This is a genomic window from Ensifer aridi (assembly GCF_002078505.1).
GTDB lineage: Bacteria > Pseudomonadota > Alphaproteobacteria > Rhizobiales > Rhizobiaceae > Sinorhizobium > Sinorhizobium aridi.
In genome coordinates, this window is sequence record NZ_LUAV01000012.1 from 253408 (window position 1) to 267112 (window position 13705).

Here is a 13705-nt window from a genome sequence, read left to right on the forward strand (position 1 = left end):
GGCACGAAAAGCAGCGCCCGCCGTGAACGGGCGGGCGCGCCGACTTATTTCAGCAATTCCTTGACCACGCCGGAGGCCTTGGCAAAGTCCATCTGGCCGGGATAACGCTCCTTCAGTGCGTTCATGCACTTGCCCATATCCCTAAGGCCGTGCGCTCCCGTGTCCGCGACGACTTTTGCGCAGACTTCCTTGACCTTCTCCTCGGAGAACTGCTCGGGAAGGAACTCGTTGATGATAGCGATTTCCTGCCGCTCCTGTTCGGCAAGCTCGGGGCGGCCGCCCTCGTCGTAGACGCGGGCCGATTCCTCGCGCTGCTTGATCATCTTCGCAAGGATCTGCAGGATCTCGTCGTCACCCACAGGGTCCTTGCCCTGGCCGCGATTGGCGATATCGCGATCCTTGATCGCCGCCTGGATCAGCCGGACGGTCGAGGTACGCCGGGTGTCCTTGGCTTTGAGCGCCTCTTTCAGTGCGTTTGCGAAATGCTCGCGCATGTCTTCACTCCATGTCGAAACCGGCCCCAGGCAAGCCTCAGGAGCCGGTCCGATTTTGCGTCGTTGTTGTCGTCGTCTTAACCAGTGCGGCAGGCACAATCAAACCCATTGCACAACCGCTTGAATTATAAGGTATTTTATTTCCGAACAATTCACGGGCGCCCGGTTGACCCGGTCAAAGCCTTTGGCTATTTTCCGGCACCTGCACGAACATCGGCATGAACCTTTCTCTCGCGGGGCTTCCGCGCGCCATGCCGCATGCTATTTGAAATGGCGTTGAATCGGCCGGCTTTCAAGCCTCGCTTTCCGCCGCAACGGGATAGGAACGATGACCGCGACACCCGCATGGACAACCCAGAAACCCACTGCCCTGCTCGTTCTCGCCGACGGCACGGTTATCGAAGGCAAGGGCATTGGCGCAACCGGAAAGGTTCAGGCCGAAGTCTGCTTCAATACCGCGCTGACCGGGTACCAGGAAATCCTCACCGATCCCTCCTATCTCGGCCAGATCGTCACCTTCACCTTCCCCCATATCGGCAATATCGGGACCAATGACGAGGACATCGAGGACCTGACGCCCGCGGCCCGCCACGGCGCAGTCGGCGTGATCTTCAAGGCCGACATCACCGAGCCCTCCAACTACCGCGCGGCCAAGCACCTCGACGCCTGGCTGAAGGCGCGCGGCATCATCGGGCTCTGCGGCATCGACACGCGGGCGCTGACGGCCTGGATCCGTGAAAACGGCATGCCGAACGCCGTCATCGCCCACGATCCGGCCGGTGTCTTCGACATCGAAACGCTGAAGGCCGAAGCCAAGGCCTGGAGCGGTCTGGAGGGACTCGACCTTGCCAAGGTCGCGACCTCCGGCCAGTCCTATCGCTGGACCGAGAAGCCCTGGGTCTGGAACGAAGGCTATTCGACGCTCGGCGAGACCGATGCCGCCTATCACGTCGTCGCCGTCGACTACGGCGTCAAGCGTAACATCCTTCGCCTCTTCGCCGGTCTTAACTGCCGGGTGACGGTCGTTCCGGCTCAAACGAGCGCGGAAGAAGTGCTTGCGTTGAGGCCGGACGGCGTCTTCCTGTCGAACGGCCCGGGCGATCCCGCGGCGACTGGCGAATACGCCGTGCCGGTGATCAAGGATCTGCTCAAGACCGAGATCCCCGTCTTCGGTATCTGCCTCGGCCACCAGATGCTGGCACTGGCGCTCGGCGCCAAGACCGAGAAGATGCATCAGGGCCACCACGGCGCCAACCATCCGGTCAAGGACCATACGACCGGCAAGGTCGAGATCGTCTCGATGAACCACGGCTTCGCAGTCGATTCGAAGTCGCTGCCGCAAGGCGTTGAAGAGACTCATATTTCGCTCTTCGACGGCAGCAATTGCGGCCTGCGCGTTGACGGCAAGCCGGTCTTCTCCGTGCAGCATCACCCGGAAGCCTCGCCCGGCCCGCAGGACAGCCATTACCTTTTCCGCCGCTTCCTCAATCTCATTCGCGAGAAGAAGGGCGAGCCGGCGCTGGCCGAGCGCTAAATCAATCCCGGATTAGGCCCGCCTCGTGCGGGCCTTTTGTTCAGCCTTCGCCCAGCCGCTCCGCGATGAAGTCAACAGTTGCGCGCACGGACGGCAGTTGCCCTCGCCGATGCGGCATTAGGATCGTCGTCGTCACCTTGCCCGCGGTCCACTCCGGAAGAATGTGGACAAGCGCGCCACTTTCAATCTCCTCCCGGCAAAACTTGCCGGGCAAGGTGGTGATACCGAGTCCGGCCACGGCAGCCTCGCGCAGGACGCGGGATTCATCCGCAACGAAACGCGGCCTCGGCGACACCGCGACGGTCGAGCCGTCGGCCCGCTCCATCACCCACCCTTCGGAGCTGAACGACGTGATGAGCCCATCGTGATGCTCAAGTTCCCCCGGTCTCTCGGGCACGCCGCTCCGCTTCAGATAAAGAGGTGAAGCGACGATCAATTTGGCCTGCGAGCCGACGCGGCGCTGAACGAGGCCGGAATCCGGCAGCGGTGCAAAATGATCGCGCACCGCCAGGTCGAAGCCTTCCTGGATGATGTCGACGAAGCGGTCCGTTGCATGCAGCATCACGCGCACCTTCGGATAGGCGAGCGCAAGCTGCGGGAGCAGCGGCGCCAGCGAAAGCTGCGCCGTCGGCACCGAAGCCGTGATCCGGACAGCCCCTGTCGGCTCCGCAAGCCTGCCTTTGACGACATTCTCCGCCGCTTCCGCCTCGATCAGCATCGCCGCCGCGTGGCGATAGAAATCCTCGCCGGTCTCGGTCACCGAGAAGCGGCGAGACGTGCGATTGATCAGGCGGACACCAAGATCCTTCTCGAGCTCGGCCACGCGCTTGCTGAGCGTCGACTTCGGCACGTTCAGGGCGCGCGCCGCCGACGCAAAACCCTTGTGATCGACCACGTGAACGAAGAGCGTGAAATCGTTGAGATTGGCCATAAGCACCCATCGTCTACAAGCATGGACGATAGGTCCACATCGCCCTATCTAGCACAAGTTCGTCCACGCACTCATCTGTTCCTCATCGTTGTTGAACCGAAAGGAACGGATATGGTCAATTATCAGGGAAAGAAGGCGATCGTCATCGGCGGCACCCACGGCATGGGCCTCGCGACGGTACGCCGTCTCGTCGAAGGCGGTGCGGAGGTACTGCTGACCGGCCGCAATGAGGATAATCTCGCGAGTGTCAGGCGGGAGTTCGGTCCGCGCGTCCATGCGGTGCGCTCCGACATCGCCGATCTCAACGACATCGCCGTGCTTGGCGCCGCCGCCGGTCAGACGCTCGGCACGATCGATCTCCTGCACATCAATGCCGGCGTCTCAGAATTGGAGCCGTTCGATCGGGTCAGCGAGGCCTCCTATGATCGCCAGTTCGCGGTCAATACGAAGGGCGCCTTCTTCACCGTGCAGAGGCTGGCACCGCTGATCCGCGAGGGAGGTGCTATCGTCTTCACCTCCTCCGTCGCCGACGAGGGCGGACATCCGGGCATGAGCGTCTATAGCGCGAGCAAGGCGGCACTCGTCTCCTTCGCATCGGTGCTTGCGGCCGAGCTGCTGCCACGCGGAATCCGCGTAAACTCCGTCAGCCCCGGCTTCATCGACACGCCGACAAAGGGGGTTGCCGGCCTCACCGAGAGGGAGCGCGCCGAGTTCAAGGAGCTCGGCGATACCATCACGCCTATGAAGCGGAATGGCACGGCAGACGAAGTCGCGCGCGCCGTGCTGTTCCTCGCTTTCGAGGCGACCTTCACCACCGGCGCAAAGTTCGCGGTCGATGGCGGCCTCGGCCAGAAGCTTTCGACGGCCGCCTGAACCACTTTCCAGGAAAGAACGACCATGGGCACAATTTCCATCCTCGGCCTCGGCGCCATGGGCACGGCGCTTGCCCAAACGCTTCTTCGCAAGGGTCATACGGTCACCATCTGGAACCGGACGCGCTCGCGCGCCGAGCCGCTTGCCGCCGCCGGTGCGAAGGTCGCCGAAAGCCCTGCCGAAGCGATCGCGGCAAGCGAACTCACCATTCTCTGCGTCGTGGATTACGCGGCGGCGCGTGCAGTACTGGCGCGAGCGGAGGACGCCCTCGCCGGCCGCGATCTCGTCAATCTCACCAATGGCACGCCCGGCGACGCGAGCGAATTCGGCGCGTGGGTGGCGGCAAAGGGAGCGACCTATCTCGATGGCGGGATCATGGCGATCCCGCCGATGATTGGCGAGGCCGGCGCCTTGATCCTTTACAGCGGCTCACCGGCCCTCTTCGAACGACACCGGCAGGCGCTCGACGCGCTTGCCGAAAGCCGCCATCTTGGGGACGATCCGGGCCTCGCAGCGCTCTACGACCTCTCGCTGCTTTCCGGAATGTACGGCCTCTTTTCCGGCTTCCTGCACGCAAGCGCCCTGGTGACGAGCGCCGGCGGCAAGGTCGGTGACTTCCTGCCGCTGCTCCTCCCGTGGATCGAAGCGATGAGCGGTACCTTGCCGGACCTTGCCGACAAGATCGACAGCGGTGCGCACCACCGCAACGTCGTCTCCAACATCGGCATGCAAAAGATTGCGCTCGAAAATATTGTCAGGGCGAGCGAGGAACAGGGCGTCGCTTCCGATTTCATCGAGCCGATGCTGCGGCTCGCGGGCCGCCGCGTCGCAGCGGGGCGCGCCGTGGACGACATTTCTGCCGTCATCGAGGTGATCCGGAAACAAAAATGACTCTGAACTCAAGATGATAGAACCGCCACTTGAACCGGATCGGCGGATTATTGAATCGCTGTCTGAACAAGCAAAAAGGCCCGCCACGAACCGGCGGGCCTTCGATTTTTCTGTTCAGTTCTTACCTGCAGGCGGCGCAGAAGCGCTGAATGCGGCGGCAGGCTTCCTCCAGCAGCGCCTCGGAGGTGGCGTAGGAGATACGGAAGTTTGGGCCGAGACCGAAGGCCGAACCATGGACCACCGCCACACCCTCCGCTTCAAGAAGCTCGGAGACGAAGTCCTCGTCGGTCTCGATCACCTTGCCCGAAGGCGCGGTCTTGCCGATGAGACCGGCGCAGGACGGATAGACGTAGAAGGCGCCCTCCGGGGTCGGGCAGGAGATGCCCGTGGCCTGATTCAGCATCGAGACGACGAGATCGCGCCGGCCCTGGAAGATTTCCTTGTTGCGCGGGATGAAATCCTGCGGGCCGTTCAGTGCCTCGACCGCGGCCCACTGCGCAATGGAGGTCGCACCCGAGGTCTGCTGGCCCTGGATCATATCCATCGCCTTGATGAGCTGGAGCGGGCCCGCCGCATAGCCGATACGCCAGCCGGTCATCGCATAGGCTTTGGACACCCCGTTCATCGTCAGCGTGCGGCCGTAGAGGCCGGGTTCGACCTCGACCGGCGTTGCGAACTTGAAGTCGCCATAGGTCAGGTGCTCGTACATGTCGTCCGTCAGCACCCAGACGTGCGGGTACCTCATCAGCACGTCCGTGAGCGCCTTCAACTCGTCATGGGAATAGGCAGCGCCCGAGGGGTTCGACGGCGAGTTGAACACGAACCACTTGGTCTTCGGCGTGATCGCCTTTTCGAGGTCCTCTGCCTTGAGTTTGAAGTTGTTCTCCTGCTTGGTCGAGGCGAAGACCGGCGTGCCGCCGCAGAGCGCCACCATCTCCGGATAGGAGACCCAGTAGGGCGTCGGGATCACGACCTCATCGCCTGGATTGAGCGTCGCCATGAAGGCGTTGAAAAGAATCTGCTTTCCGCCGGTACCGACGATCGTCTGCGCCGCGGTGTAATCGAGATTGTTCTCGCGCTTGAACTTCTTCGCGATGGCCTCGCGCAGTTCCGGAATGCCGGAGACCGGCGTGTACTTCGTCTCGCCGCGGTTGATCGCGTCGATCGCGGCCTTCTTGATATTGTCAGGCGTATCGAAATCCGGCTCCCCGGCGCCAAGGCCGATGACATCACGACCTTTCGCTTTCAACTCGCGGGCTTTCTGCGAAACGGCAATGGTGGCGGAAGGCTTTACACGGGAAAGGGCATCGGCAAGGAAGGCCATGATCTTGAGGTCCTGATCGTTTCGATACGGCGTGAAGCGCTGAAGAGCTCGGGCTCCATAGCGGTTAGGTCTATGTCGAAAGACGCCCGGCCTTGCAAGCGTTCGAGGGGGAAAAACGGCCGCAAAAGCGCGCAGAATGCGTCACCATGACAAAGTTTCATCGATGCCATCACTGCGGCCCGATCGCGGCAGCCGGTTTACAGGGTCTTTGGAGCCTCATGAACGGGTCGCCGGCACCGCTCGCACGCCGAACGCTTCGCCGCGACCGGACCACCGCCCAAGCGCATTGAGCCCGAGAAAAACAGCGCTCCTCGCTTATTTTCCGGAAAGCCTCAATTTTGCCACAACAACTGCCTTTGCACGCCGCAATTCCGTCCCGCAAGAGCCGATTTCGGAGCTTCTTCTCAAGAGTGCGAATGCATTGGCATCTTGGGGGTATGCTATGTTTCTCGACGATGAAATCGCCGCGGCGCGCGCACGGCGCAGGCAGGCGCGCTGGGGCTTCTATCTCGCGCTCGCCGCACTTGCCGCCTGCATCGTGATGGTCCTGGGTCTCACGGCGGATGCGACCGTACAAGCAGCCGAGAGCCAGCCGCAGCCGATAGTAGCTCATGTTTCGGAACTTGGCTTGCCGCAGCCGGTGGTGCACGCCGACCGGCAGATCCTGATCGGCCTCACGCTCATCGCAACGGCGCTTCCGGCCGCCACCGCCTTCGCCCTCTGGCGGAGCCGCGTCGCCTTGCCCGTCCGTCCGGAGGCTCGGCGCCATGTCCGGTGACGACGATCTGCGCGAGCCGAAAACGGACTTTCTCGGCCGATTGTCGGCGATCGAAACGATCGTCGCCGCGATCATCGCGCTTGTTGTTCTGGCCGGTCTTATGCTGGTCGGCAAAGGCTTCTACATGAAGGCCAAGTCCGAGGCATCGCACGTTCCGAACAGAAGTTTCGCTATGCAATCCGACCGCCGCGCATCGGAATTCCAGACCGCCGCGAACGTTCCTGTGATACGCGCCAGAAGCGCCGCGATCGCCGCTGCCGCGAGCGACTGACGAGGCGCTGGCCGTTCGCCTTAGCCGTTCGCACTGTCCGGATAAAGGTCTTTTGATCCGATTTGACTTGAAGGCCGCGGCACCGCGCTCCAGTTTAACCCCGATCATCGCGTGTCGGCGCGGGGACATGGGATGCGCCGCCCGCATCCTTCCCGGGCCCGCGCAACAGGACCGGAGAGCTGCGATGCGACGCCCGTGGCGGAGAAAAATCAATCCGAGCAACATCCGATCGGCACATGCCGGAGCGGCGATTTCAGTAGCCGCTTGGCTCCTCTTGCATGCCGCATCGCCTGCCGCCGCTCAGGAAGCGCGGGAGTTTTCGACGCAGGCGGGCGCCGTTCGCGTGGAGACGCTGGCGAGCGGGCTGGAACATCCCTGGGCAGTCGAGGTCATGCCGGACGGCGCCCTGATAGTCACCGAGCGGCCGGGTCGTCTGCGTGTCCTGCGGGACGGTAAGCTTTCGAGAGCGATCGACGGTGTGCCGAAGGCAGCCGCAACCGGCCAGGGCGGCCTTCTGGATGTTGCCCTTGATCCGCAATTCGCAACGAACCGCATACTTTATCTCACCCTCTCCGCTCGCGGCGACGGCGGCTACGGCACCGTCCTCGTGCGGGCAGCCCTTTCCGAAGACGAGCAAAGCCTTCAGGAGGTGAAGGAAATATTCCGGATGAACCGGTTCACCCGGACAGGTGTGCACTTCGGCTCGCGCATTGCCATCGACAAAGACGGCAGCCTGTTCTTCGGCATCGGCGACCGCGGCGAAAGCGAACGTGCGCAGGACCCCCGCGACCACGCCGGCTCGATCCTGCACATCAACCCCGATGGCGGCATTCCCGCCTCCAATCCCTATCGCGGCGGCACCGGAGGTCGGGCGGAGATCTGGTCCATAGGCCACCGGAATCCGCAGGGCATTGCCTTCGACCCCAAGGATGGCAAGCTTCTGACGGTCGAACATGGTTCGCGGGGCGGCGATGAAATCAATAATCCGCTACCCGGCAAGAACTACGGCTGGCCAGTGATCACCTACGGCAAGGACTACTCCGGCGCGGAGATCGGCGAAGGCACCGCCAAGGAGGGCATGGAGCAGCCGCTCTATTATTGGGATCCGTCGATCGCGCCGGGGGCGATCGCGGTCTACCGCGGCAGCATGTTTCCGGAATGGGACGGCGACCTTATGGTCGCGGCTCTGAAATACCAGTTGCTCGCCCGCCTCGAGCGCGACGAAAACGGCACCATTACCGGCGAGGAGCGCCTTTTCGACGGTGAGTATGGCCGCATCCGCGACGTGATCGTCGCCCCCGACGGCGCGCTTCTGATGGTGACCGACGAGGCGAACGGTGCCGTGCTCAGGGTCTCCAAGGCCCCGACGCAATGAGGCCCACCTCAAGCGAGGCCCTCACCTCCTTGCGGAACATGAATTTCAGCCCGGACCAGACCGCGTCCACAGCGCAGACCTTTACGTCGACGAGACCGAGCGGCAGAAATATCTCCCGCAGGATGTCCTCGTTCAGCGTGGTGGCAACCCCCGAGGCACGCTTTGGCCACGAGATCCAGAGCATTCCGTCCGGCCTCAGCCGGGTAGCCAAGGCCGGCGCCGCTGATTCGAGCCTTACCCTCTCCGTCTCGAAGCTGTGAATGTAATCATACTGCCGCGGGGCCGCCCCTTCGAGCGATGTCGCCATACGCGCGAAGCCGGGAAAGGCCGCAATCTCAGGAAGAACGCCCGGAACGTCGAGAAGCAGCGCGACCTGGCCATCGCGCAAACCGAGTTTCTTCGCAAGCGGTGTGCCCGAATAGCCTGCGGAGCTCATCCATCTGCCTTTCGCCACCAACCCGCGACCGTCTATCGTCATCCGTCGCAACGGTTGCTGTAGGTGGCGAGGATGAGGCTTGCCCTCAAAAAACGCAACTGATAGAGCGGCTAAAGCGAGACGCGCAAAGGGTCGCTGTAGCACTTTTTGAATTGCTGCATGTCGCCGAGCGAGCCCGCTTTGGATCGCTTCCACCCCAAACCTTGTCGACCCGGGAGCCCGTCGTGACTCGCATCCAGGCCAATCTGTTTCTGCTGTTCGCCGGTGCGATCTGGGGTGCAGGCTTTGTCGCGCAATCGACGGCGATGGAGGCGATCGGTCCCCTCTGGTTCATCGGTCTGCGTTTCGTGATCGCTACTCTCGTGGCCCTGCCGCTGGCGCTTGTCGAAGCAAGGCAAGCGACGGCGCCATTGCCGCGAAACGCCGTTCGCAACTTCATCTTCATCGGGCTGGCGCTTTTCGGCGGCGCTGTGACGCAACAGTTCGGCCTGCTCAGCACCACCGTCACCAATTCCGGCTTCCTGACAGGGCTCTACGTCGTCTTCGTGCCGGTGCTGACGGTCGTGTTCCTGCGCCGCCAGCCGCATTGGGTTATCTGGCCGGCGGCATTGCTCGCAAGCTTCGGCATCTTTCTCTTGAGCGGAGGCGCGCTGTCGTCCCTGACCGGCGGAGATCTGCTGACGATCGTCTGCGCCCTCTTCTGGGCAATCCAGGTGATGCTGGTTGGTGTCTTCGCCCCGGCGACGGGACGGCCGATGCTTCTGTCGATGACGCAATTCGCCGTCTGTGCCGTTGCGGGCTCCGCGCTCGCCGTGATCTTCGAGCCGTTGAGCCTCGATGTCGTCCGGCAGGCACTGCCGCAGATCCTCTATGCCGGCATTTTTTCGAGCGGCATCGCCTTCATCTGCCAGGTGGTCGGCCAGCGCTACACTACCGCGCCCCAGGCCGCCATATTCCTGTCGAGCGAGGCTCTCTTTGCCGCGCTCTTCGGCGTGCTGCTACTCGACGAGATCATCACGCCGATCGGCTATCTCGGTTGCGCCGTCATCTTCGCGGCGATGCTCGCCGTCGAACTCGTACCGGAACTCACGAAGAAACGTGAGGAGGAGGCAGAGGCGGCAGCCTAACCGTCCCGCTTTTGCGCACTGATCAAGACTAGACTTATAATACTACTAATACTGTGTGGAAATCGCTGCCCTTTGCTTCAGAGTGGAGGAGCGGAGAGTTCGCTCGGCGCTCAGTGCTGCAGCTTTTCGATAGGATTCATAGCTCAAACCTGCAATGGTTCGAAGCGCAGAGAAGGACTAGACATATCAGGCAGTTGCGGGTGGGAAATCTCACTGCCCAAAGTCGCGGCATGTTCGAGAGCGACAAAATTTGACGCAAACCGTCTAGTCTACACTCGCTTCACCTCAAAGAGCTTTGGATTCAACAGCTTGCGATGCATTCTCGGATATGGCGAGCCCACCCGGCAATTGGCACGTTTTTGAGCAATGGCAAGTCGCAACCTGGCGTCAGAAAAGTTTTGCTTGCCAATTCAAAATAAACCCATCACTCTTACTCTGTTCGGGCAATTTGCGAACGCGGGAAGATCTTGAAAATAAGCGGGCCGGAGACGCAAGCCACTCCGGGCGGCGAGGGTGGGGAGGCTTATTTTGCAAACCTTTCCATGCTGGTCGCGATAACCAGGACCCTTTCCTCAATTGTCGAGAACTGCCTGCCCCCACGCCCATATTGGGCAAAACTGTAATGCTGCCCGTGAAACGGGTGGAGAGAAAAGGACCTGACGCATGGCCGAAACTGGCACTGTAAAATTCTTTAACACCGACAAGGGCTTTGGCTTCATCAAACCTGAAAGCGGTGGCGCGGACATCTTCGTACATATTTCTGCCGTGCAGGCCTCCGGCCTGAGCGGTCTCACGGAAAACCAGAAGGTCACCTTCGACACCGAGCCGGATCGTCGCGGCAAGGGACCGAAGGCAGTCAACCTGCAGATCGTCGGCTAACGCTGCTCTCTGTCGATACATCGCGTTTGAAGCCCGGCAAGTTTGCCGGGTTTTTTCGTTCAGGCTCCATTCAGTTTGGGCTGTATAGAGTTTGTTAATCATGAAAACCGGAGCCGATCCGGCCCATGCATAGGACAAAAAGCCCATGAAAAAGTTCATCAAAGCAGCCGTTCTCTCAGTCGCCGCCGCGGCAATGGTTCTCCCGACCTTCGGCACTGCCCAAGCCGGGGACGACGACGATCTGTTGGCAGCAGGCGCAGTGGGCTTAGTCACCGGCGCGCTCATCGGCACCGCGATCGGCTCGCAGCCGCGCTACTATGGCGAACCCGAACGGGTCTACATCGATCCGGAACCCGAATATTACGAGCCGCGCCCGGTATATCGCCCCCGCCCGGTCTACCGCCCCGTCTATCGCCCGGTCGTTGAGAGCTATGGCCTCGAACCCTGGACGCCGGAATGGTATCGCTATTGCTCGCAGCGCTACCGCTCCTTCGATCCGGACAGCGGCACCTTCGTCGGCTATGATGGCCGCAGCCATTTCTGCACCGCAGGCTGATCGAAGCCAGCGCAATCAGAAGGGCGCATGACGCGAACGCGTCGTGCGCCCTTCTTCTTTCGCTGCCTTCTTTACTGCATGTTTCCTTAAATCGTAGCTCATTTAAGGACAAAAACATGCAGCAATTCAAAGCGCTACAGCGCCCTTTGTGCGTCTGAAAAGACGCACGGCGCTGTAACTGCACCTCAGCCTGCTTCAGAGGCCCCGTAGGAAGGGGTTCGTGCGGCGCTCCTCACCGATCCGGCCACCCGGGCCGTGACCGCAGATGAAGCCGACGTCGTCCCCGAGTGGCAGGATCTTGTCGCGAATTGAAGTGAGAAGCTGCTGGTGATCCCCGCCCGGCAGGTCGGTGCGCCCGATCGAGCCATGAAAGAGCACATCGCCCACATGGGCGAATTTCTGTGCCCGGTTGAAATAGACGACATGGCCGGGCGCGTGACCAGGGCAATGCAACACCTCGAAGACGTGACTGCCGAAGGAAACCGTGTCGCCATCCTCCAACCATCGGTCCGGCACGACGTTGCGGACCTGCATGGCGAGACCGAAGCGCTCTGCCTGGGCCTCCAGCCGCTCGAGCAGCGGCAGGTCGTCCTTGTGCGGCCCTATGATCTCGAGGCCCAGTGCCTCTTTCAGGTCCCTGGCGCCGCCAGCATGATCGATATGGCCGTGCGTGAGCCAGATCGCCTTCAGCGTGATGCCGTTTTCGCGAATCGTCTGCAGAATGACATCGGCATCGCCGCCAGGATCGACGATGACTCCCTCCTTGGTTTCGCTGTCGAACAGGACGGTGCAGTTCTGTTGGAAATGCGTCACCGGGATAATGCCCGCCTGTAACATGTCGCCTGTGCCTCGCTCTAGGATTGTTGGAGGGCCCGCGGGCCGCCCTTTTCACGTCACCTATAGCGATAAATGAGCGCAGGAACAGGGCAAATCAGCGGAGCGCAGCGATCTCGGGCGCGGCCACCGGCGCGGGAAATTGCACCGTAGTCAGCAAAAAGGCCGACACGGCGAGCTTGGCCGCTACGACGATAAACACCAGCGGCCGCAGCCGCTGCGCCGTGAGCTTGGTTTCGTCGGAAATACCATCCTGCATCTTTCAGACTCCCGTTCATTACGTGCGACTGCGGACGATCCACCATGTTGACGCCGGCTCGAGCAACACTCGGCGGCGTCAATATGTTTCATGCTCACATTTCGTGATGTCACCGGCGGAACATCCCAGTCCGGCGGTGCGTTTGGCCTGCACCAAAAAAGAGGAGCAAGACGATGAAGACCCTCTCCCCCCATCTGCTTCGAGCGGTCGCGGCAGCGGGTTTGATCCTCGCTGCAGGCGTGTCCACCGCCGGCGCAGCGATGAGCGCAATGGCAGTGACCGATCTCAACGTGCGCGCCGGCCCTGGGCCGCAATATCCGATCGTCGGACTGGCGGCGCGCGGCAGCACGGCCGTACTGGAAGGCTGCATCCAGGGCAGCAACTGGTGCCGCGTTAACGTCGGCGGCGTGGCCGGCTGGGCCTATGCAAAATATCTCGCGACCGGCTCCGGCGGTTCGACAGTGGTGATTTCCGAGCGCCGCGCAGAACTCGGCGTTCCGGTCGTGACCTATGAGACCACCGGGAGCACGGTAGCCACTCCGGCCGAGCCGCTTGAATTGATCGGGCCCGTCGAAGAGGTGACGGCGATCACTCCGCCGCCCGCGGTCCGCACCTATATCACCGAAAATCCGGTGGATACGGTTTACCTCGACGGCGAGGTGGTTCTTGGTGCCACACTGCCGCAGACCGTCGCCGTCCGGCCGATTCCGGAATACGACTACCAATATGTCAACGTCAACGGCCAGCCCGTGCTCGTAGAGCCCGCGACACGGCGCGTCGTCTACATCTATCGCTGACGCCGGACTCTTCCGACGTCACCGCAGCGCGTCGCTCCAGATGCGCTGCGAGAGGGTCGGCTGCAGCCAGCAACGTCAGCACGTAATATCCTCAGCATCGCGGCGTTCGCGTCGCTGAAATAGATTTCCTCGTCTGATCAATGAAGCAGAGTGCTGCCGTGGCGTCACCTCCTCCGTCAGTGCATCATGTTCTGTTGATAAATCTTGCGGTTCTCGGCAAACACCTTGGGGCAAATTCCATACTTTGAATTCAGCGACTCGATTATGAATTTTGTGAACAGCCGCCTTTATCCTCAATGATGAGTGTCATCACGCTACAGCGCCGTGCGCCTTTTCAGACGCACAA

16 protein-coding genes are annotated in these 13705 nt (G+C 61.8%); 10 read left to right on the plus strand and 6 right to left on the minus strand.

The window, feature by feature from the left end:
* Positions 1–44: 44 nt before the first annotated feature.
* Positions 45–494, minus strand: coding sequence for a GatB/YqeY domain-containing protein (locus AYK65_RS11305; protein WP_026617908.1), 450 nt, complete (start codon positions 492–494; stop codon positions 45–47).
* A gap of 328 nt (positions 495–822) precedes the next feature.
* On the opposite strand from AYK65_RS11305, the gene carA reads away from it, so the two are divergent.
* On the plus strand, positions 823–2028 hold the full coding sequence (carA, locus tag AYK65_RS11310) for a glutamine-hydrolyzing carbamoyl-phosphate synthase small subunit (protein WP_081158370.1): 1206 nt from the start codon (positions 823–825) through the stop codon (positions 2026–2028).
* Positions 2029–2068: 40 nt separating this feature from the next.
* Here the strand turns inward: carA and AYK65_RS11315 are convergent, their stop codons facing one another.
* Positions 2069–2959, minus strand: coding sequence for a LysR substrate-binding domain-containing protein (locus AYK65_RS11315; protein ID WP_081158372.1), 891 nt, complete (start codon positions 2957–2959; stop codon positions 2069–2071).
* A 111-nt stretch (positions 2960–3070) separates the two neighbouring features.
* On the opposite strand from AYK65_RS11315, the gene AYK65_RS11320 reads away from it, so the two are divergent.
* A complete protein-coding gene (locus tag AYK65_RS11320) occupies positions 3071–3832 on the plus strand; it encodes an SDR family oxidoreductase (protein WP_026617911.1) in 762 nt (253 codons plus the stop codon).
* Positions 3833–3856: 24 nt separating this feature from the next.
* Positions 3857–4723 (plus strand): NAD(P)-dependent oxidoreductase, encoded by an 867-nt coding sequence (locus AYK65_RS11325; RefSeq protein WP_081158374.1) that lies wholly within the window; start codon positions 3857–3859, stop codon positions 4721–4723.
* Positions 4724–4844: 121 nt separating this feature from the next.
* Here AYK65_RS11325 and AYK65_RS11330 read toward each other — a convergent pair whose 3' ends face one another.
* Complete coding sequence (locus AYK65_RS11330) at positions 4845–6047, minus strand: pyridoxal phosphate-dependent aminotransferase (protein WP_081158376.1); 1203 nt, start codon at positions 6045–6047, stop codon at positions 4845–4847.
* A 442-nt stretch (positions 6048–6489) separates the two neighbouring features.
* Between AYK65_RS11330 and AYK65_RS11335 the strand changes: the two genes are divergently transcribed.
* From AYK65_RS11335 to AYK65_RS11345, 3 genes are all read left to right on the plus strand, one after another.
* A complete protein-coding gene (locus AYK65_RS11335; RefSeq protein WP_026617914.1) occupies positions 6490–6825 on the plus strand; it encodes a hypothetical protein in 336 nt (111 codons plus the stop codon).
* Entirely contained in the window at positions 6815–7096 is a 282-nt protein-coding gene (locus AYK65_RS11340; RefSeq protein ID WP_139793168.1) for a hypothetical protein, read from the plus strand. Before AYK65_RS11335 ends, AYK65_RS11340 begins: the two co-directional genes overlap by 11 nt.
* A gap of 184 nt (positions 7097–7280) precedes the next feature.
* Complete coding sequence (locus AYK65_RS11345) at positions 7281–8471, plus strand: PQQ-dependent sugar dehydrogenase (RefSeq protein ID WP_081158378.1); 1191 nt, start codon at positions 7281–7283, stop codon at positions 8469–8471.
* Here the strand turns inward: AYK65_RS11345 and AYK65_RS11350 are convergent.
* Positions 8443–8907, minus strand: coding sequence for a hypothetical protein (locus AYK65_RS11350; protein WP_081158379.1), 465 nt, complete (start codon positions 8905–8907; stop codon positions 8443–8445). The two genes, AYK65_RS11345 and AYK65_RS11350, sit on opposite strands and share 29 nt — an antisense overlap.
* A gap of 224 nt (positions 8908–9131) precedes the next feature.
* Here AYK65_RS11350 and AYK65_RS11355 point away from each other — a divergent pair, with 224 nt between their 5' ends.
* The 3 genes from AYK65_RS11355 to AYK65_RS11365 all read left to right on the plus strand — a co-directional run bounded on the left by AYK65_RS11355 (position 9132) and on the right by AYK65_RS11365 (position 11469).
* A complete protein-coding gene (locus AYK65_RS11355) occupies positions 9132–10034 on the plus strand; it encodes a DMT family transporter (protein WP_026617916.1) in 903 nt (300 codons plus the stop codon).
* Positions 10035–10697: 663 nt separating this feature from the next.
* A complete protein-coding gene (locus AYK65_RS11360; RefSeq protein WP_026617917.1) occupies positions 10698–10913 on the plus strand; it encodes a cold-shock protein in 216 nt (71 codons plus the stop codon).
* A 145-nt stretch (positions 10914–11058) separates the two neighbouring features.
* Entirely contained in the window at positions 11059–11469 is a 411-nt protein-coding gene (locus tag AYK65_RS11365) for a BA14K family protein (RefSeq protein ID WP_026617918.1), read from the plus strand.
* A 195-nt stretch (positions 11470–11664) separates the two neighbouring features.
* Here the strand turns inward: AYK65_RS11365 and AYK65_RS11370 are convergent, their stop codons facing one another.
* Both AYK65_RS11370 and AYK65_RS32365 read right to left on the minus strand, forming a co-directional pair.
* Positions 11665–12306 (minus strand): MBL fold metallo-hydrolase, encoded by a 642-nt coding sequence (locus AYK65_RS11370; RefSeq protein ID WP_026617919.1) that lies wholly within the window; start codon positions 12304–12306, stop codon positions 11665–11667.
* Between the two features lie 94 nt (positions 12307–12400).
* Positions 12401–12562: a hypothetical protein gene (locus tag AYK65_RS32365; RefSeq protein ID WP_167549754.1), complete on the minus strand. Its 162-nt coding sequence runs from the start codon at positions 12560–12562 to the stop codon at positions 12401–12403.
* A gap of 173 nt (positions 12563–12735) precedes the next feature.
* Between AYK65_RS32365 and AYK65_RS11375 the strand changes: the two genes are divergently transcribed.
* Entirely contained in the window at positions 12736–13359 is a 624-nt protein-coding gene (locus AYK65_RS11375) for a DUF1236 domain-containing protein (RefSeq protein ID WP_026617920.1), read from the plus strand.
* Positions 13360–13705 lie beyond the last annotated feature (346 nt).